Origin of the sequence: Streptomyces noursei, from assembly GCF_001646665.1 — a bacterium.
Classification (GTDB): domain Bacteria; phylum Actinomycetota; class Actinomycetes; order Streptomycetales; family Streptomycetaceae; genus Streptomyces; species Streptomyces lavendulocolor.
Window position 1 is genome coordinate 171,385 of record NZ_LWBU01000017.1, and the last position, 15,925, is coordinate 187,309.

Consider the following 15,925-nt stretch of genomic DNA (forward strand, 5'->3'; position numbering starts at 1 on the left):
CACGAGGCTCCTTCCGGGACTAGCGACGCGAAGGACTTCCCAGTTGACGACTGAAGCCGTCTTCGAGATTCGGCCCTTCACCTCTCCGGACACCGCTGCCGGACCGTTCACCGTCCGGCCCTACACCGCCCACTGCGGGGTGATCCACGCCGAGGGCGCCCACGCCGTGATCGGCGTCTCGCCGGGCAACAGCTACTTCTCCGCGGGGCGCGTCACCGACCTGGCCCGCTGGGGCGCCGCCCACTTCGACCGGGTGGACCTCGTCTACACCGACCTCCACGTGGCAGAGATGTACGAGGCCTCCGGCTACACGCCCGAGGACGCCCGCCGCAAGGCGGTCAAGAACCTCCGCGGCGTACGGGCCAAGGTCACCAACGCGGTGGCCGCCGTCGACCCCGAGGGGCGGCGCCTGCGGGCCCGGCCCATGTCGGCCTTCCGCGACGAGCCGGCCTACCGGGAGATCCACCGGCACCTGCTGCGCCGGCTGGAGACCGACACCGACTTCCGCGCCACCTGCGACGCGCTCATCGACGCGTTCCTCTCCTCCAAGGTCCTGGCCGGCAGGACACCCACGGCACGGCAGCGCGAGGTGTGTTTCGCGTACGTGTGCGCCGAGGCGCCGCTGTTCCTCGACACCCCGGCCATCGTGGGCGTCCCGTCCTCCCTGAACTGCTACCACCAGCTGCTGCCGCTGGCCGAGTTGCTCTACGCGCGCGGCTCCGGGCTGCGCGCCTCGCGCAACCAGGGCCACGCCGTCGTCACCCCCGTACGGCGCGGCCGGCACGCCGCCGAAGGAGAGCCCTCCCATGTCCGTTGAGACACCGCCCGACCAGCTTCCCGACTTCCCCTTCTCCTGGCGCGGCGACCGGCTGCCCCCCGAGATCGAGCTGCTGCGCGGCGAACCGGTCAAGCGGGTGCGGACCATCGCCGGTGACGAGGCGTGGCTGGTGTCCTCCCACGCCCTGTGCAAGCAGGTCCTGGAGGACCCGCGCTTCAGCCTGAAGGACACCTCGGCGCCGGGCGTGCCCCGGCAGTACGCGCTGACGATCCCGCCCGAGGTCGTCAACAACATGGGCAACATCACCGGCGCCGGCCTGCGCAAGGCCGTGCTCAAGGCGCTCAACCCGAAGGCTCCCGGACTGGTGGAGTGGATGCGGTCGGCCGCCGCCGACCTGGCCGACCGCATCCTCGGCGACGGCGCGCCGGGGGACCTGCGCGGCTCGTTCGCCGACCCCTACTCCGCCGCCCTGCACTGCCACATCCTGGGCATCCCGCAGGCGGACGCGCCCCGGCTGATGCGCAGCCTGGACATCGCGTTCATGAACTCCGCCTGCCCGGTCGCCGGCGCCCGGCTCAACTGGGACCGCGACATCGCCTACATGGTGGAGCGCCTCGACGACCCGTCCACGACCGGGCTGATGGCCGAACTGGCGGCGCTGCGCGGGGATCCGCAGTACGCCCACCTCACCGACGAGATGCTGGCGACGGTCGGGGTGACCATGTTCGGCGCCGGGGTGATCTCCACCTCCGGCTTCCTGACCATGGCCCTGGTCTCGCTGATCCAGCACCCGGAGCTGAAGGACGCGCTCCTCGCCGACCGCGGGCTGATCCCGGCGGCCGTCGACGAGCTGCTGCGGATCAACCTCTCCATCGGCGACGGGCTGCCCCGCCTGGCGACGCGGGACGTGACGCTCGGGGACGTGGAGGTGCGCGAGGGCGAGCTGGTCCTGGTGCTGGTCGAGGGCGCCAACTTCGACCCGGAGGTGTTCGCCGACCCGCACACCGTGGACCTCGCGCGGGAGAACAGCGCCGCCCACCTGTCGTTCGGCGGCGGCCGGCACTACTGCCCGGCCACCGCGCTGGGCAAGAGGCACGCGGAGGTCGCGCTGGAGACCCTGCTCGACCGGATGCCCGGGTTCCGGCTGGCGGTGCCGATCGAGCAGCTGGTGTGGCGCACCGGCTTCATGAAGCGGATCCCGGAGCGGCTGCCCGTGATGTGGTGACGGCGACCGGGGGTCCGCGGGCTCCAGGCGGGGCGGCGGACCCCCGGACGCACGCCGCCGTTCACAGGGGCAGGCCCTCCGCCAGCCGTCGGAAGGCCAGCCCCGCGGCGGCCAGCGCGTCCGGCTCCACCGCGCCGGCGGTCTCGCCCGCCTCGATCCGCCGCCAGTTCTCCTCCGCGAGGATCCGCTGCACGGCGACGATCTGGCCCGCCGCGATCCGGTCCTGGACACCGCCTCCCCCCAGCGCGCCGGCCAGCGCCGCCTCGGACTCCCGCTGGTACGCGTACAGGCGCGCGACCAGCGCGGGGGTGCCGTACAGCAGCCGGTGGAAGGCGAGCACGTCCGGGTCGTCGCAGAGCCCGGTCACCGGGTCGCGGCGCAGGAGCCCGCCGGTGAAGTGGCGGTGCAGCGCCTCCAGCGCGCCGACCCCGCCGGGTCGGCCCGCGACCACGCGCGCCGCCTCCTCGCGGTGGTCGGCGAACCGGTGCAGGACCAGGTCCTCCTTGGCGGGGAAGTACCGGAAGAGCGTGGGCTTGGAGACCTCGGCGGCCGCGGCGACCTCGGCGACCGACACCCGGTCGAAGCCGCGCTCCAGGAAGAGGGCGATCGCCGTCTCGGAGATCGTCCGGTACGTCCGCTGCTTCTTGCGCTCGCGCAGACCCGTCTCACCGCTCATGCCGCCGAGCCTACGCACCTGTTGACCTCAACCGGACTTGACGTTCCAGACTCGTCCCCGCGGGCGCCGGACGGACCGGCCGAGCCCGCCTGCGGGAGGGGTGTGAGCGTGATGCGCGTGGCACGGGCGACGGGGTTCGGCGGACCGGAGGTCCTGGTGACGGCGGACGTGCCGGAACCGGCGGCGGGGCCGGGGCAGGTGGTGGTGGAGGTCGCCGCGGCGGACACGATCTTCCTGGACACCCAGCTGCGGTCCGGCTGGGGCGGCGAGTACTTCACCCTCGAACCGCCGTACGTCCCCGGCGGCGGCGTCGCCGGGACGGTCCGGGCCGTCGGGGCGGGCGCCGACGCGGCCGCGTGGCTCGGCCGCCGGGTGGCCGCCTCGATCGGCTTCACCGGCGGGTACGCCGAGCGGGCGGTCACCGGCGTCGAGTCGCTTGCGGCGGTCCCGGACGGGCTGGCGCTCACGGACGCGGCGGCCCTGGTGCACGACGGGGTCACGGCGACCGCGCTGCTGGACCTGACGGAACCGAAGCCCGGCGAGACGGTCCTGGTGGTCGGCGCGTCCGGCGGGATGGGCACGCTGCTGGTCCAGCTGGCGAAGGCGGCCGGCGCCCGGGTCGTCGGCACCGCGCGCGGCGGGCGCAAGACCGCGCTCGTACGGGAGCTGGGCGCCGACGCGGTGATCGACGCGGGCGCCCCCGACTGGGTCGTGCGGGCCCGCGAGGCGCTCGGGCCCGCCGGGGCGGACGTCGTGCTGGACGGGGTGGGCGGCGAGGTGGGCGCGGCGGCGTTCGCGCTGGTGGCGGACGGTGGCAGGTTCTCCGCGCACGGGGCGCCGACCGGCGGTTTCGCCCCGGTCGACCCGGCCGCGGCGCGGCGGCGGGGGGTGCGGCTGCTGGGCATCGGGGACGTCCAGCTGTCGGTGCGGGAGCACGCGGCGCTCCTGGAGCGGGTGCTCGCCGAGGCGGCGGGCGGGCGGCTGCGGCCGGTGATCGGCGGGCTGTTCCCGCTGGAGCGGGCGGCCGGGGCGCACGCGGCGATCGAGGACCGGAGCCTGCTGGGCAAGGTGGTCATCCGGGTGTGACCCGGTCCACCAGCACCTGGATCCCGTCCAGGACGCGGTCCAGCCCGAAGGTGAACTCGAAGTCCGGGTCGTCCGGCTCGTCCATCACTCCCGAGGCCAGCATCCGCGCGACGGCCGGGTAGCGGTCGGGGTCCGCCAGCCGGCGCAGCGTGCGGGCGTGACGGCTCATCACCTGCTGGGGTGTCCCACCGGTCGCGCGGATCGCTGCGTCGAGGTCGGCCATGAGGCCGGCCTCGCTGCGCACATAGCCGCTGACCAGCAGGATCACCGAGATCTTGGCGCCCTCGTCGAGTCCGGTGCCGTCGAGGGCGACCATGCCCCGCTCCCACCAGGCGACCGAGTTCGGGGTGATCGGCGGTCCCGAGACGGGGACGCGCAGCATCCAGAGGTTGCGCCGCAGGGCGTCGCGCTGCTGCCACGCCCAGGCGGCGAGGGCCTCGCGCCATCCGGTGCCTGGGGCGGGCGGCGGGGGCGGGGCGCCGATGGCGCGGTCCAGCATCAGCACGTACAGCTCGTCCTTGGCGCCGACGTACCGGTAGAGGGACATCGTGGAGGCGCCGAGCTCCTTGGCGACACGGCCCATGGAGACCGCTCCGAGCCCCTCGGCCGCGGCCAGGCCGACCGCCGCGTCGACGATCCGCTCCAGGCTCAGCCCCGGCCTGGGGCCCTTGCCGGGGCGTTCCCGCAGGCCCCAGGCGGCCTCGAGGCTCGCCGACAGCCCCGTACCGTCGCTGTCGCTCATCGGTCCGCCTCCCTCTGCTTGACGCCCATCCTAGTTATGCGTAACCCTTACGCAGTAGTGCGTATGGCATACGCAGAAGGGGGAGCCCCATGACCCGGCACCCGGCCATCGAGGCCACCGGCCTCCGCAAGACCTACGACGACGTGCCCGTGCTGGACGGGATCGACCTGCGCGTCGAACCCGGCACCGTCCACGCCCTGCTCGGCCCCAACGGCGCGGGCAAGACGACCACCGTCCGCATCCTCGCCACGCTCACCCGCGCGGACGCGGGCACGGCCCGGGTCGCCGGGTACGACGTGGTCACCGAGCGGGCCCGGGTCCGCCGCGCCCTCAGCCTCACCGGACAGTTCGCGGCGGTCGACGCCATGCAGACCGGCGAGGAGAACCTGCGGATGATGGCCCGGCTGACGGGACTCTCCCGCACCGCCGCCGCCCGCCGCGCCGACGAGCTGCTCGAACGCTTCGGACTCGGCGACGCCCGGAGCCGTCTCGCCGGCACCTACTCGGGCGGCATGCGACGGCGCCTCGACCTCGCGGCCGGCCTGGTCGGCGACCCCGAGGTCGTCTTCCTCGACGAGCCCACCACCGGCCTCGACCCGCGCAGCCGCCGCGAACTGTGGCAGGTGGTCGCCGAGGTCGCGGCCCGGGGCGCGACGATCCTGCTCACCACCCAGTACCTGGAGGAGGCCGACCGGCTGGCCGACCGCATCGGCGTGCTGAACGCCGGGCGGCTGGTCGCCGAGGGCACCGCCGACGAACTGAAGACCCGCGTCGCCGGACACCGCCTCGACCTCGTCCTCGCCGACCGGGCCGCCTACCGGCGCCTCGCCCCGCACGCCGTCCACGAGGCCCCGGAGACCCTCACCCTCGGCATCCCCACGGACGGCACCGCCGCCCACGTACGCGCCCTGCTCGACGAACTCGACCCCGCCCGCACCGACATCACCCGCTTCACCCTGCACAGCGCCACGCTCGACGACGTCTTCCTCGCCCTGACGGCCAAGGAGCCGGCCCATGCCTGACACCGTCACCCACGCCCTGACCCTGACCGGGCGCGGCATCCGGCTCAGCCGCCGCAACGTCGACGCCGTCATCACCGCGCTGGCCCTGCCGGTCATGCTGATGCTGATCTTCGTCTACTTCTTCGGCGGGGCCATCGACACCGGCACCGCGTACGTGACCTACGTCGTCCCCGGCGTCCTGCTGCTCTGCGCCGGCTTCGGCTCCTCGACCACCGCCGTGCGCGTCAGCGAGGACATGAAGGAGGGCATCGTCGACCGCTTCCGGTCGATGGACGTCGGCGCCACCCCGATCCTCGCCGCGCACGTCGCCGCGAGCACCGCCCGCAACCTGCTGTCGACGGCCCTCGTCCTCGGCGTCGCGTTCCTGATCGGCTTCCGCCCCTCGGCCTCGGCGGCCGGGTGGCTCGCCGCCCTCGGCGTCCTGCTCGCCTTCGTGCTCGCCGTCTCCTGGCTGTCGGCGGCGGTCGGACTGCTGGCCCGCACCCCGGAGGCGGCGAGCGGCTTCACCTTCCTCATGATGTTCCTGCCCTACCCGAGCAGCGCCTTCGTCCCCATCGACACCATGCCGTCCTGGCTCCACGGCTTCGCCGACCACCAGCCGGTCACCCCGGTGATCGAATCGCTCCGCGGCCTGCTCCTCGACCAGCCGGTCGGCACCGCCCCCGCCCTGGCCCTCGCCTGGTGCGCCGGGATCCTCGCCGTCGCGGCCGGCCTGTCAGGCGCGCTGTTCCGAGTACGTACCCGCTGAGCGCCGGGCCGCCGCGCGCACGGCGGCGAGCACCGGCTCCAGCGACTCCACCACCCGCTCCGCCCCCGCCCCGCGCAGCAGGTCCACCGCCCGCTCGTCGGGGCCGTGGCCCAGGAACGGCACCCCCGCCTCCCGCGCCGCCGCCAGCTCCGCGGGCGTGGCGCCGACCATCAGGGACGCGGCCGGGCGGGCCCCCAGCGCGGCGAGCGCGCCGGCGACGTCCCCGTACACGTGCGTGCCGAAGCAGCCGGCCAGGCCCCGGCCCGCGAGGTAGGCGCGCACCGTGGGCGCGGGCGTCGCGCCGCCGACCACGGCGAGGCCGGTGCCGACCGCGGCAAGGGTGCGGACCAGGGGATCGGCGTACGGGGTGGGCCAGGCGGCCGCCCCGCCGCGGGTGCGGCACAGGGGGCCGTCGAAGCCGAACAGGACGTGCTCGGTGCCGCCGATGACATCGACGAGGTCGTCGTACACAGCTGCCGCCTGGGGGTCGGGGGCGGGGGGTAGGTCGAGGGTGCCAGATCCCGGCGGGCCCGCACAGGCCCCCGCCCGCGGGGCGCCCGCCCGGCGGACCGCCGTCCGGGTCGGAACGCGGTCAGAACATGTCCGGGCACCACGGCCGGCGCGAGGTGCGCAGCAGCGCGTCGGCCGCCGCCGCCGCGCCCGGCCGGCACTCCTCCACCCGCCCGAGGGCCGCGAGCCGCACCGCGGACTCGTCCCCCAGGTACAGCGTCCCCAGCGCCGCCACGTCCATGGAGAGGTCCGCCGACGCGGTGGTGGGCACGCACGACGCGCCCTGCGGGGAGGCGTCCAGCCGGTAGCGGCCGCCCGCGAGCCCCGCCGGGTCGGCCAGCTCCAGCACGAGGGCGCCGGAGGCCGCGTACGTACGCGTCTCCAGGGCCCGGACGACGTCGAGGATCCGCAGCCACACCAGGTCGGCATGGGTCGTGACGCGCGCCGCCCGCGGGTCGGGCAGCAGCAGCGGCAGCAGGTCGTCGGGGGCGCGGTGACCGGACCTCACCGTGGTCGTCCAGTCGTGCGAGCAGACGAAGTGCCACAGGGCCCGCTCGGCCGCCGGGGTCACGGCGATCAGGTCGCGCACGGTCGCGCTGCACAGCGGCTGCTTGTCCTCCCAGGTGTCGTCCGTGGTGTAGCAGACGTACCCCTCCACCTCCCCCGCCGCCGAGCGGTACGTCGCATACAGGGGCTCCGTCCACGGCCGGCCGGGCAGCACCACGGCGCCCGTGCCGATCTCCCAGGCCCGCCGGTCCCGGTCCACCACGCCGTGCCGGACGGCGCCGAGCCGGTCGTGGAGGCCGGGGCCGAACGCCCGGACGTCCGCCGCCTCGACCAGGTCGACGCGGCCGCCGTCGTCCGGCCCCGCCCAGCGGGGGTCCAGACCGGCCCGCCGCACGTCGACGGTCCACTCGGTGATCCAGGTCGCCGGGCCGTACCCGTACCGCCCGTAGATCGGGTACTCGGCGGCGACCAGCGTCGACACGGCGTCCCCGCGCTCCTTGGCCTCCGCCAGCTCCGCCGCCATCAGACGGCTCAGCAGCCCGCGCCGCCGGTGCGTCGGCAGGACGCTCACGTTGGTCACCGCGCTCGCGCCGATCCGGGCACCGCCGGGCACCGTCAGCCGCTGCGCGAACGACCGCAGCGTCGCGACGCAGCGCCCGCCGTCGAACACCCCCCGGGTGCGCCGGAGGTCCACGTACGGGAGCCGCTGCGCGACCTCCTCGTCCGGGACGACGGGCGGCTGCAGGAACGCGATGCGGCGGGCGCGCAGCCAGTCGGGGAACTCCGACTCGGTGACCGTACGGACCTCATGGCTCATGGCGGCCACGCTAGGCGCGGCATTCCGCCGCCCGCATCCGGTTTTCCGGCGCCCCCGCGCGGGCCGTACGGGGGCACCCACCGGGCCCGCCCACCGGGGCCCGCGCCCGGGCACCCCACCGGGGCCCGCCCGGGCCGGCGTACCGCCCGCGTCCGCGCCTCCCGGGCCCGTCAGAAGGCCGCCCGGACCTCCCCCACCCGCTGCCCGCCGCCCAGCAGCGGGACGTCGGCGATGCGGTCCACCACCGGGGAGTCGACGCCGAGGATCCGCAGCGCCCGCGCGAGGACCGGGCCCGTCGCCCGCCCGGAACCGTCGTCGATCTTGAAGGCGAGCGCCCGCCCGTCCGCGAGGGCGACCGCCTGGACGGCCTCGGCGCCCATCTTGGACAGCGCCCCCGGCACCTCCCGCATCAGCCACGTGTCCGGCCGCCGGGTCCCCGCCACGTACTCCGGGTGCGCCCGCATCGCGTCCGCGACCCGCCGCTGCGGCGTCCCCGGCTCGGCGAGCACGTACGAGCGGAACGCCCGCGCGAGGCCCACCAGGCCGACCGCCATCAGCGGCGCACCGCACCCGTCGGTGCCGACCACCGCCACCGTCTCGCCGGTCGCGGTCTCGATCTCGTCGCGGACGAGCCGCTGCAGCGGGTGCTCCGGGTCCAGGTAGGCGGCCGGGTCCCAGCCGTTGTGCGCGCAGGCGGCCAGCATCGCCGCGTGCTTGCCCGAGCAGTTCATGACGACCCGCTCCCGGACGCCGCCGGCGGCCAGGTGCGCCTCGGCCTCCACCTGGTCGAGCGGCAGGCCGGGCGGGGTCCGCAGGTCGGACTCGGTGAACCCGTGCTCGGCGAGCATCTTGCGGACCAGGTCCAGGTGGAACGGCTCGCCGGAGTGGCTGGAGGTGGCCAGCGCCAGCCGCTCCCCGGTCAGCTCCGCACCGGCCCGCAGCACCGCCGCGGCCTGGAGGGGCTTGTTCGACGAGCGCGGGAACACCGGGGCCGACGGGTCGCCGGCCGACATCTCGACGGTGCCGTCCGCGCCGAGCAGGACGAGCGACCCCCGGTGGTGCCCCTCGACGTACCCGGAGCGGACCACCTCGGCGAGGACCGGGGGGATGACTGCGGTGCTGGTGGAGGAACTCATGGCGGCCGGCCTTCCTTCCGGGGAACGGTGCCCCGCCGCCTCGCGGCCTCAGCGGAGCAGGTCGTCCACTTGTGCTTCGCCCTCACGGTACCGGCGGGCGATCTCGGCGCTGCAGTCGTCGGCCGTGCGCTGGAGCTGCTGCCGGCGCCGGGAGACCTGCTGTTCGTAGCGTGCCAGCCGTCCCATCGCGGCGTGCAGCTCTTCGTCCGTTCGGGCGGTCAGGTCGGACAGCTCGACCTCCGCCAGCATCTCGGCGGCCAGCCGCCGGTACTCCTCGCCGCGGGGGGTGGCCACCGTCACGTGGCGGGCGGACGACCGGTGCCGCGACGGGGTGTCGGCGAGGATCTCCGACAGCCGGTCGACCACCGGCACCTCCGTCCCGCCCCGCCGCGCCAGCTCGGCGCGGAGGATGTCGATCCGGCCCTGCAGCAGCCTGCGCACGTAGCTCAGGTCCGCCTCGTCGCCGTGCGAGTCCCGGCGCAGGGCCCGCAGCTCCGGCAGCCGCAGGTTCGTGAGGTCGTGCTGCCGCGCCTCCGGCAGGACGGCATCACCGGTCCGCTGGGTGGGGGGCCGCAGCGGCCCCCTGCCGGCGGCACATGTCATCGGTACGGGATGCGGCGTCTGCCCGGCGCCTGGTGTGCTCATAGGAATCCGTCCCCTCGACCGGTGCTCGAGGTCTCCCCGGGCCCGAAGGGCCGAGGGGAAGCACCGCCTGAGAGGCATGGTGCCATTTGTGCCGGTGCCGATGCAGTCGCGTGCACCCGTTCGGACGCGGATAGGTTGGTCCGCATGCGTGCAGTGGTACAGAGGGTCGACGGGGCCGAGGTCGTCGTCGACGGTGAGACGGTCGGCGCGATTCACGGCGAGGGGCTGTGCGTCCTGGTGGGCGTGACCCACGAGGACACAGCCGAGAAGGCCGCGACGCTGGCCCGGAAGCTGTGGTCGGTGCGGATCCTGGAGGGCGAGAAGTCCTGCTCGGACGTCGGGGCACCCCTGTTGGTGATCTCGCAGTTCACCCTCTACGGGGACGCCCGCAAGGGCCGTCGCCCCACGTGGAACGCCGCGGCGCCGGGCGAGGTCGCCGAGCCGCTGGTCGACGAGGTGGTGGCGCGGCTGCGGGAGCTGGGGGCGACGGTGGAGACGGGCCGGTTCGGGGCGGACATGCGGGTCTCGCTCACCAACCACGGCCCGTTCACCATCGTCATCGACGTGTGAGGCGCCCGGATCCAGGCGCCCCGGCGGCGCCTACGCCTCGACCACGACCTCCTGGGCGGCGGCCGTACCGCCCGCCAGCAGGTCGGCGTCCACCGGCACGTTCCGCTTCACCAGGGCGAGCGCGATCGGGCCCAGCTCGTGGTGGCGTACGGCGGTGGTGACGAACCCGAGCTGCCGGCCCTCCTCGCCGTCGGCCTTCAGCCGGATCGGGGTCCCGTGCGCGGGCAGGTGCACCTCGCTGCCGTCGAGGTGCAGGAAGACCATCCGGCGCGGCGGCTTCCCCAGGTTGTGGACGCGCGCCACGGTCTCCTGACCGCGGTAGCAGCCCTTCTGGAGGTGGACGGCGGTGCCGATCAGGCCGATCTCGTGCGGGATGGTGCGGTGGTCGGTCTCGAACCCGAGCCGGGGCCGGTGCGCCTCGACGCGCAGCGCCTCGTACGCCCAGATGCCGGCGAGCGGGCCGTGGCTCCCGGCGTACGCCTCCAGGTCGCCGCGCGGCAGGAACAGGTCCCGGCCGTGCGGGGTCTCCCGGACGACGACGCCCTCGGGGACGTCGGCGATCGAACCGGCCGGCAGGTGGACGACGGCGATCTCGTCGGTCCGGTCGGCCACCTCGACCCGGTAGAAGAACTTCATCGACTCCAGGTAGCCGATCAGCGCCTCCTGCGTGCCGGGCTCGACGTGCGCCCAGACCGTCTCGCCGTCGTCGACCAGGTACAGCGCGTGCTCGATGTGGCCGTTGGCGGAGAGGATCAGCGCCTCGGTGGCCTGCCCGGCGGGGAGTTCGCTGACGGCCTGCGTGAGGAGCAGGTGCAGCCAGCCGAGCCGGTCGGGGCCGGTGACGGTGACGACACCGCGGTGGCTCAGGTCGACCAGGCCGGTGCCGGCGGCCAGGGCACGCTGTTCGCGGAACAGGTCGCCGTAGTGCGCGGCGACGCCCTCGTCCGGCCCCTCGGCGGGCACGGCGCCTGGCAGGGACAGCAGGGGGCTGGTCGGTGATGGTCGCAGCATGTGATCAGCCTACGACTCGCCGCCGGACGGGGCGTCGGCGTCCTCGGCCTCTTCGCCCGTCCCGGCCTTCCGCGCACAGTTCTCGCACAGCCCGAAGATGGCGAAGTGCTTCATGTCGGTGTCGAAGCCGAAGGTGCGGCGGAGCTTCGCGGTGAACTCGGCGGCCACCTCCACGTCCGCCTCGATGACGCCGGTGCAGTCGCGGCACACCAAATGCAGGTGGTGGTGCCGGTCGGCGAGGTGGTAGGTCGGGGCGCCGTGGCCCAGGTGGGCGTGGCTGACCAGGCCCAGTTCCTCCAGCAGCTCCAGCGTCCGGTAGACGGTGGAGATGTTCACGCCGGAGGCGGTCCTGCGCACCTCGCCGAGGATGTCGTCGGGCGTCGCGTGCCCCAGGACGTCCACCGCCTCCAGGACAAGCTGGCGCTGGGGAGTCAGCCGGTAGCCGCGCTGCCGCAGGTCGCTCTTCCAGTCGGTGCTCACCACGCGCTCCAGTGTAGGAGCACCGACCGCGAAGCCCCAGGGCTACTTGAAGAACGCGATGCCGTCGTCCGGCAGGTCGCCGAGGTCCTTGGCCCAGGCCTCGACCTGCTCGGGCGTGACGACCTTCTTCAGGTGGGCCGACATGTACGGGCGCAGCGGCACCTCGGGCGTCGACTTCTCGCCGACCCACATCAGGTCGCCCTTCACGTAGCCGTACAGCCGCTTGCCGCCGCTGTACGGCCCGGAGGCGGCCGTCCGCGCGACGGCGTCGGTGACCAGGTCGATCTGCGGCTTCTGGTCGGCGAGCTCGCCGTACCAGACCTCGACGATGCCCTGGTCGCGCACCATCACGATCTCGACCTTGCGCTCCTTGTCGATGCGCCAGTAGCCGCTCTCGGACTCCAGGGGCTTGACCTTGTTGCCCTCGGCGTCCAGGACCCAGGTGCGGGAGGTGTACTCGATGAAGTCCCGGCCGTCGTGGCTGAAGGTCACGGACTGGCCGAAGTTGCACTTCTCGGCGCCGGGGAAGTCGGAGACGCCCGCGCCCTCCCACGTGCCCAGGAGGAACGCGAGGGGGACGAGGTCGGGGTTCAGGTCGGACGGAATCTCGATCATGAGCAGCTCAGTCGATCTGTAGGAGTGGTCAGCGCTGGCCCTGGTACAGCTTCTTCACGGTCAGCACGGCGAAGCCGAGCACGCCGACGCAGACCAGGACCAGCAGGGCGGAGAAGAAAGCCTCAAGCACAGGGTGCTCCTCGGTGAGCGGTATGGGCGAAGAAAAGGGCCGGGTCCCAGCGTAATGGGTGGGGGCACGGCCCTCCGTGTGAGGTTGCGCCCAGGCGGGCGCACTACAGTTCCGCACATGGCGAAGAAGCTCGTGATCAAGGTGACCGCAGGTGCCGACGCCCCCGAGCGCTGCTCGCAGGCCTTCACGGTCGCGGCGGTCGCCGTGGCCAGCGGGGTGGAGGTCTCGCTCTGGCTGACCGGCGAGTCCTCGTGGTTCGCGCTGCCGGGGCGGGCGGCGGAGTTCGAGCTGCCGCACGCGGCGCCGCTGCCGGACCTGATCGACTCGGTGCTGGCGGCCGGGAAGGTCACGCTGTGCACGCAGTGCGCGGCGCGGCGCGGCATCACGGAGGAGGACGTGCTGGAGGGCGTGCGGATCGCGGGGGCGCAGGTGTTCGTGAGCGAGGCGCTGGGCGACGGCACTCAGGCGCTCGTCTACTGACGCCCGCGCACGGCGGTACGCCGGCCCGGGGTCCCGGGGCCGGCCGTCACCGGCGTCTCCGCTTGCCGTCGAGCTCGTCCCACCACTCGTCGGACTTCGGGTCGCCGCTGGGGTCGTCCCACCAGCGGTCCTCCGGGCCGCGCCGGTTCGCGACCATCGCGGCGACCGGCGGGATGACCATGGCGACGAAGCACATGGCGACGGCGGCGGGCGTGGACCACAGCCGTACGACGGCCCAGGCGCCCACGAAGAGCACCAGGCAGGCCGTCATCATCGCGAAGTAGACGTGCCGACGCCGGGCGTACATACGTCCAGCGTAGGACGGGAACGACCGAAGGGCCGCACCTCGGTCCCGGTAAGCGTCCAACCCCCAGGAGGCGCGGCCCTTCGGCCAGTACAGCGGTGCCGTCAGACGGCGATGGCGACCTCGGCCAGGCCGCCCTGCTGGGCGACGACCGTGCGGTCGGCGGTGCCGCCGGGGACGAGGGCACGGACGGTCCAGGTGCCCTCGGCCGCGTAGAAGCGGAACTGTCCGGTCGCGGAGGTCGGGACCTCGGCGGTGAACTCGCCGGTCGAGTCCAGCAGGCGCACGTAACCGACGACGGGCTCGCCGTCCTTGGTCACCTGGCCCTGGATGGTGGTCTCACCGGGCTTGATCGTCGAAGCGTCCGGGCCGCCGGCCTGTGCTCCACACATGGGTACTCCTGAGGGGTCTTCGGGGGAGGGGGAGGACGGGAGGTCCGGGACTACTTGTTGGCGCCGAGCTCGATCGGCACGCCGACGAGGGAGCCGTACTCGGTCCACGAGCCGTCGTAGTTCTTGACGTTCTCCTGGCCGAGCAGCTCGTGCAGCACGAACCAGGTCAGGGCCGAGCGCTCACCGATGCGGCAGTAGGCGATGGTGTCCTTCGCCAGGTCGACCTGCTCGTCGGCGTAGAGCGCCTTGAGCTCCTCGTCGGACTTGAAGGTGCCGTCGTCGTTGGCGTTCTTCGACCACGGGATGTTGCGGGCGCTGGGCACGTGGCCGGGGCGCTGCGACTGCTCCTGCGGGAGGTGCGCCGGGGCGAGCAGCTTGCCGCTGAACTCGTCGGGGGAACGCACGTCGACCAGGTTCAGGTTGCCGATCGCGGCCACGACGTCGTCGCGGAAGGCGCGGATGGAGGTGTCCTGGGCCTTGGCCTTGTACTCGGTGGCCGGGCGGCTGGGGACCTCGGAGCCGTCGACCAGGTCGCGGGAGTCGAGCTCCCACTTCTTGCGGCCGCCGTCGAGGAGCTTGACGCTCTCGTGGCCGTACAGCTTGAAGTACCAGTAGGCGTACGAGGCGAACCAGTTGTTGTTGCCGCCGTAGAGGACGACGGTGTCGTCGTTGGCGATGCCCTTCGCGGAGAGGAGCTTCTCGAAGCCCTCCTGGTCGACGAAGTCGCGGCGGACCGGGTCCTGGAGGTCCTGCTTCCAGTCGATCCGGACGGCGTTCTTGATGTGGTTCTTGTCGTACGCCGACGTGTCCTCGTCGACCTCGACGATGACGACCTTCGGGTCGTCGATGTGGGCCTCGACCCAGTCGGCGTCTACCAGGACGTCGCTGCGGCTCATGCTGTTTCTCCTCCGGGGCAGTGTGCGGCGGGGTGTGGCGGGGTGGTGCCGGGTGCTCTTCGCCTCTGCGCGCTTCCCGGTACGGGGGGTACGGGTCCACGCGGCGGATTCGGCACAGGGGTGGGCCTCGGGGTGCGTGACGGGCCCTGGGATACGGGAGGCCGGGCTCCCGCTCAGACGGAGCGACAGAGCATGGCGGCGACGCGGCACAGGTCTACTGCCCGCCGCTTCGTGAGGTCCGCCTGTCGCTTCATGACGCCGATCGTAGGGACGGTCGGGCCGCCGTGTCACCGGCGTGTCGTATCGTGAGACACGATCGTCCGCGATGTGGGACGACGTACCGCCCGGGAGGGGCTCCGCCGGGCGCGGGGCGGAGTCCGGCCGCCGACCATCTGCGGATCGGACGCCACCGTCTCACCATGTGGCCGAAGAGCGGTTTTTCAGCCGGTCAGCACGACGTCCTCGCCGGTGACGGTGACCACGACGCCCTCCGGCGTCGCCTCGACCTTCCGCAGCTTCAGACCGGCCGGCAGCCCGCCGACCTGGCGGTCGAAGTCGGTGCGCTCGCGGACGCGCTCCTCCACACCCGGCAGCCCCTCGCCGGGGACCTTGTCGGCGCGCACGCGGATGGTGTCGTCACCGGCCAGGCTGACCGAGGACAGCACGCTGCGGGTGACCCGGCCCAGCACCGGGATCTCGACCGAGCCGGTGACCTTGACCTTGCCGTTGCCGCCGTAGCCGACGGTCACGTCCTCGCTGGACGCCGCGCCGAGGTCGGCGTACGAGATGCGGGCGGTGCCGTCGGCGGAGGCGGCCACCGCCCGCGAGAAGTTGCTCTCCAGCCGTACGTCGTGCAGGGCGGCCTTCATCTCGGTCACCCGGACCTTCCGCCCGCCGGCCGTCGCCTCGACGTCGGTGAGGGTGACGTCGACCCGGTCCAGCTCCTTGCCCATGACCTGGGTCAGGAAGGGGAAGCCCGCTATGCGGACGTCGGCGGAGCCGGCCCGGCCCTGAGCCGCCCGTATGCGCTCGGCCGCCTCGGACTCGGCGTAGTTCACCGCCAGGCGGTCGGCGATGACGAAGAGGCCACCGAGGACCACGGCGGTGATCAGCAGTATTCGCAGTGCTCGCATTGCTCGGTGTTCCCCCACCCTG

The 15,925-nt window shown here is 73.7% G+C and carries 21 protein-coding genes; 7 read left to right on the top strand and 14 right to left on the bottom strand.

Annotated features, from left to right (window positions below):
• Positions 1-43 precede the first annotated feature (43 nt).
• On the top strand, positions 44-817 hold the full coding sequence (locus tag A4V12_RS02945; RefSeq protein ID WP_234372049.1) for a tRNA-dependent cyclodipeptide synthase: 774 nt from the start codon (positions 44-46) through the stop codon (positions 815-817).
• The gene (locus A4V12_RS02950; protein WP_064067579.1) at positions 807-2,003 is read left to right on the top strand and encodes a cytochrome P450; all 1,197 of its coding nucleotides are present in this window, start codon (positions 807-809) and stop codon (positions 2,001-2,003) included. The genes A4V12_RS02945 and A4V12_RS02950 overlap by 11 nt, the downstream gene beginning before the upstream one ends.
• A gap of 61 nt (positions 2,004-2,064) precedes the next feature.
• Here A4V12_RS02950 and A4V12_RS02955 read toward each other — a convergent pair whose 3' ends face one another.
• Positions 2,065-2,679, bottom strand: a complete 615-nt coding sequence (locus tag A4V12_RS02955; protein WP_064067580.1) for a TetR family transcriptional regulator — start codon at positions 2,677-2,679, stop codon at positions 2,065-2,067.
• Between the two features lie 111 nt (positions 2,680-2,790).
• Here A4V12_RS02955 and A4V12_RS02960 point away from each other — a divergent pair, with 111 nt between their 5' ends.
• Entirely contained in the window at positions 2,791-3,765 is a 975-nt protein-coding gene (locus A4V12_RS02960) for a zinc-binding dehydrogenase (RefSeq protein ID WP_064067581.1), read from the top strand.
• Here the strand turns inward: A4V12_RS02960 and A4V12_RS02965 are convergent.
• Positions 3,752-4,507 carry a TetR/AcrR family transcriptional regulator gene (locus tag A4V12_RS02965; protein WP_064067582.1) on the bottom strand — a complete coding sequence of 252 codons (756 nt, stop codon included), beginning with the start codon at positions 4,505-4,507 and terminating at the stop codon, positions 3,752-3,754. The two genes, A4V12_RS02960 and A4V12_RS02965, sit on opposite strands and share 14 nt — an antisense overlap.
• A gap of 89 nt (positions 4,508-4,596) precedes the next feature.
• Here A4V12_RS02965 and A4V12_RS02970 point away from each other — a divergent pair, with 89 nt between their 5' ends.
• Both A4V12_RS02970 and A4V12_RS02975 read left to right on the top strand, forming a co-directional pair.
• A complete protein-coding gene (locus tag A4V12_RS02970) occupies positions 4,597-5,529 on the top strand; it encodes an ATP-binding cassette domain-containing protein (protein ID WP_064067583.1) in 933 nt (310 codons plus the stop codon).
• Complete coding sequence (locus A4V12_RS02975; RefSeq protein WP_064067584.1) at positions 5,522-6,277, top strand: ABC transporter permease; 756 nt, start codon at positions 5,522-5,524, stop codon at positions 6,275-6,277. Before A4V12_RS02970 ends, A4V12_RS02975 begins: the two co-directional genes overlap by 8 nt.
• On the opposite strand, the gene A4V12_RS02980 is transcribed toward A4V12_RS02975, so the two are convergent.
• The 4 genes from A4V12_RS02980 to A4V12_RS02995 form a co-directional block, all read right to left on the bottom strand.
• Positions 6,245-6,748, bottom strand: coding sequence for an HAD family hydrolase (locus tag A4V12_RS02980; protein ID WP_064067585.1), 504 nt, complete (start codon positions 6,746-6,748; stop codon positions 6,245-6,247). The two genes, A4V12_RS02975 and A4V12_RS02980, sit on opposite strands and share 33 nt — an antisense overlap.
• Positions 6,749-6,869: 121 nt before the next feature.
• Positions 6,870-8,111, bottom strand: a complete 1,242-nt coding sequence (locus tag A4V12_RS02985) for a GNAT family N-acetyltransferase (RefSeq protein ID WP_064067653.1) — start codon at positions 8,109-8,111, stop codon at positions 6,870-6,872.
• A 170-nt stretch (positions 8,112-8,281) separates the two neighbouring features.
• Complete coding sequence (locus A4V12_RS02990; protein ID WP_064067586.1) at positions 8,282-9,247, bottom strand: asparaginase; 966 nt, start codon at positions 9,245-9,247, stop codon at positions 8,282-8,284.
• Positions 9,248-9,295: 48 nt separating this feature from the next.
• Positions 9,296-9,892, bottom strand: a complete 597-nt coding sequence (locus A4V12_RS02995) for an RsiG family protein (RefSeq protein ID WP_079136764.1) — start codon at positions 9,890-9,892, stop codon at positions 9,296-9,298.
• 144 nt (positions 9,893-10,036) lie between these two features.
• Here A4V12_RS02995 and dtd point away from each other — a divergent pair, with 144 nt between their 5' ends.
• Positions 10,037-10,462, top strand: coding sequence for a D-aminoacyl-tRNA deacylase (gene dtd / locus A4V12_RS03000; protein WP_064067588.1), 426 nt, complete (start codon positions 10,037-10,039; stop codon positions 10,460-10,462).
• 30 nt (positions 10,463-10,492) lie between these two features.
• Here dtd and A4V12_RS03005 read toward each other — a convergent pair whose 3' ends face one another.
• The 3 genes from A4V12_RS03005 to A4V12_RS03015 are packed head-to-tail and all read right to left on the bottom strand — an operon-like array spanning position 10,493 to position 12,568.
• Complete coding sequence (locus A4V12_RS03005; RefSeq protein ID WP_064067589.1) at positions 10,493-11,473, bottom strand: YgfZ/GcvT domain-containing protein; 981 nt, start codon at positions 11,471-11,473, stop codon at positions 10,493-10,495.
• Between the two features lie 9 nt (positions 11,474-11,482).
• Positions 11,483-11,956 carry a Fur family transcriptional regulator gene (locus A4V12_RS03010; RefSeq protein WP_064067590.1) on the bottom strand — a complete coding sequence of 158 codons (474 nt, stop codon included), beginning with the start codon at positions 11,954-11,956 and terminating at the stop codon, positions 11,483-11,485.
• A gap of 39 nt (positions 11,957-11,995) precedes the next feature.
• On the bottom strand, positions 11,996-12,568 hold the full coding sequence (locus tag A4V12_RS03015; protein WP_064067591.1) for an FABP family protein: 573 nt from the start codon (positions 12,566-12,568) through the stop codon (positions 11,996-11,998).
• Between the two features lie 247 nt (positions 12,569-12,815).
• Between A4V12_RS03015 and A4V12_RS03020 the strand changes: the two genes are divergently transcribed.
• Positions 12,816-13,178: a DsrE family protein gene (locus tag A4V12_RS03020; protein WP_064067592.1), complete on the top strand. Its 363-nt coding sequence runs from the start codon at positions 12,816-12,818 to the stop codon at positions 13,176-13,178.
• Positions 13,179-13,224: 46 nt separating this feature from the next.
• Here A4V12_RS03020 and A4V12_RS03025 read toward each other — a convergent pair whose 3' ends face one another.
• The 5 genes from A4V12_RS03025 to A4V12_RS03040 all read right to left on the bottom strand — a co-directional run bounded on the left by A4V12_RS03025 (position 13,225) and on the right by A4V12_RS03040 (position 15,903).
• Positions 13,225-13,485: a DUF3099 domain-containing protein gene (locus tag A4V12_RS03025; RefSeq protein WP_064067593.1), complete on the bottom strand. Its 261-nt coding sequence runs from the start codon at positions 13,483-13,485 to the stop codon at positions 13,225-13,227.
• Between the two features lie 101 nt (positions 13,486-13,586).
• Complete coding sequence (locus A4V12_RS03030; protein ID WP_064067594.1) at positions 13,587-13,874, bottom strand: DUF1416 domain-containing protein; 288 nt, start codon at positions 13,872-13,874, stop codon at positions 13,587-13,589.
• Positions 13,875-13,924: 50 nt separating this feature from the next.
• On the bottom strand, positions 13,925-14,770 hold the full coding sequence (locus A4V12_RS03035) for a sulfurtransferase (protein ID WP_064067595.1): 846 nt from the start codon (positions 14,768-14,770) through the stop codon (positions 13,925-13,927).
• A 173-nt stretch (positions 14,771-14,943) separates the two neighbouring features.
• On the bottom strand, positions 14,944-15,024 hold the full coding sequence (locus tag A4V12_RS39665; RefSeq protein ID WP_350497993.1) for a putative leader peptide: 81 nt from the start codon (positions 15,022-15,024) through the stop codon (positions 14,944-14,946).
• A gap of 186 nt (positions 15,025-15,210) precedes the next feature.
• The gene (locus A4V12_RS03040; RefSeq protein WP_064067596.1) at positions 15,211-15,903 is read right to left on the bottom strand and encodes an LmeA family phospholipid-binding protein; all 693 of its coding nucleotides are present in this window, start codon (positions 15,901-15,903) and stop codon (positions 15,211-15,213) included.
• Positions 15,904-15,925: the final 22 nt, after the last annotated feature.

Excerpts from the sequence above, each read along its gene's own strand:
- A4V12_RS02950 (WP_064067579.1), top strand. The coding sequence starts at position 807 with ATGTCCGTTGAGACACCGCCCGACCAGCTTCCCGACTTCCCCTTCTCC.
- A4V12_RS02955 (WP_064067580.1), bottom strand. The coding sequence starts at position 2,679 with ATGAGCGGTGAGACGGGTCTGCGCGAGCGCAAGAAGCAGCGGACGTAC.
- A4V12_RS02960 (WP_064067581.1), top strand. The coding sequence starts at position 2,791 with ATGCGCGTGGCACGGGCGACGGGGTTCGGCGGACCGGAGGTCCTGGTG.
- A4V12_RS02965 (WP_064067582.1), bottom strand. The coding sequence starts at position 4,507 with ATGAGCGACAGCGACGGTACGGGGCTGTCGGCGAGCCTCGAGGCCGCC.
- A4V12_RS02970 (WP_064067583.1), top strand. The coding sequence starts at position 4,597 with ATGACCCGGCACCCGGCCATCGAGGCCACCGGCCTCCGCAAGACCTAC.
- A4V12_RS02975 (WP_064067584.1), top strand. The coding sequence starts at position 5,522 with ATGCCTGACACCGTCACCCACGCCCTGACCCTGACCGGGCGCGGCATC.
- A4V12_RS02985 (WP_064067653.1), bottom strand. The coding sequence starts at position 8,111 with ATGAGCCATGAGGTCCGTACGGTCACCGAGTCGGAGTTCCCCGACTGG.
- A4V12_RS02990 (WP_064067586.1), bottom strand. The coding sequence starts at position 9,247 with ATGAGTTCCTCCACCAGCACCGCAGTCATCCCCCCGGTCCTCGCCGAG.
- A4V12_RS02995 (WP_079136764.1), bottom strand. The coding sequence starts at position 9,892 with ATGAGCACACCAGGCGCCGGGCAGACGCCGCATCCCGTACCGATGACA.
- dtd (WP_064067588.1), top strand. The coding sequence starts at position 10,037 with ATGCGTGCAGTGGTACAGAGGGTCGACGGGGCCGAGGTCGTCGTCGAC.
- A4V12_RS03005 (WP_064067589.1), bottom strand. The coding sequence starts at position 11,473 with ATGCTGCGACCATCACCGACCAGCCCCCTGCTGTCCCTGCCAGGCGCC.
- A4V12_RS03015 (WP_064067591.1), bottom strand. The coding sequence starts at position 12,568 with ATGATCGAGATTCCGTCCGACCTGAACCCCGACCTCGTCCCCCTCGCG.
- A4V12_RS03020 (WP_064067592.1), top strand. The coding sequence starts at position 12,816 with ATGGCGAAGAAGCTCGTGATCAAGGTGACCGCAGGTGCCGACGCCCCC.
- A4V12_RS03025 (WP_064067593.1), bottom strand. The coding sequence starts at position 13,485 with ATGTACGCCCGGCGTCGGCACGTCTACTTCGCGATGATGACGGCCTGC.
- A4V12_RS03030 (WP_064067594.1), bottom strand. The coding sequence starts at position 13,874 with ATGTGTGGAGCACAGGCCGGCGGCCCGGACGCTTCGACGATCAAGCCC.
- A4V12_RS03035 (WP_064067595.1), bottom strand. The coding sequence starts at position 14,770 with ATGAGCCGCAGCGACGTCCTGGTAGACGCCGACTGGGTCGAGGCCCAC.
- A4V12_RS39665 (WP_350497993.1), bottom strand. The coding sequence starts at position 15,024 with ATGAAGCGACAGGCGGACCTCACGAAGCGGCGGGCAGTAGACCTGTGC.
- A4V12_RS03040 (WP_064067596.1), bottom strand. The coding sequence starts at position 15,903 with ATGCGAGCACTGCGAATACTGCTGATCACCGCCGTGGTCCTCGGTGGC.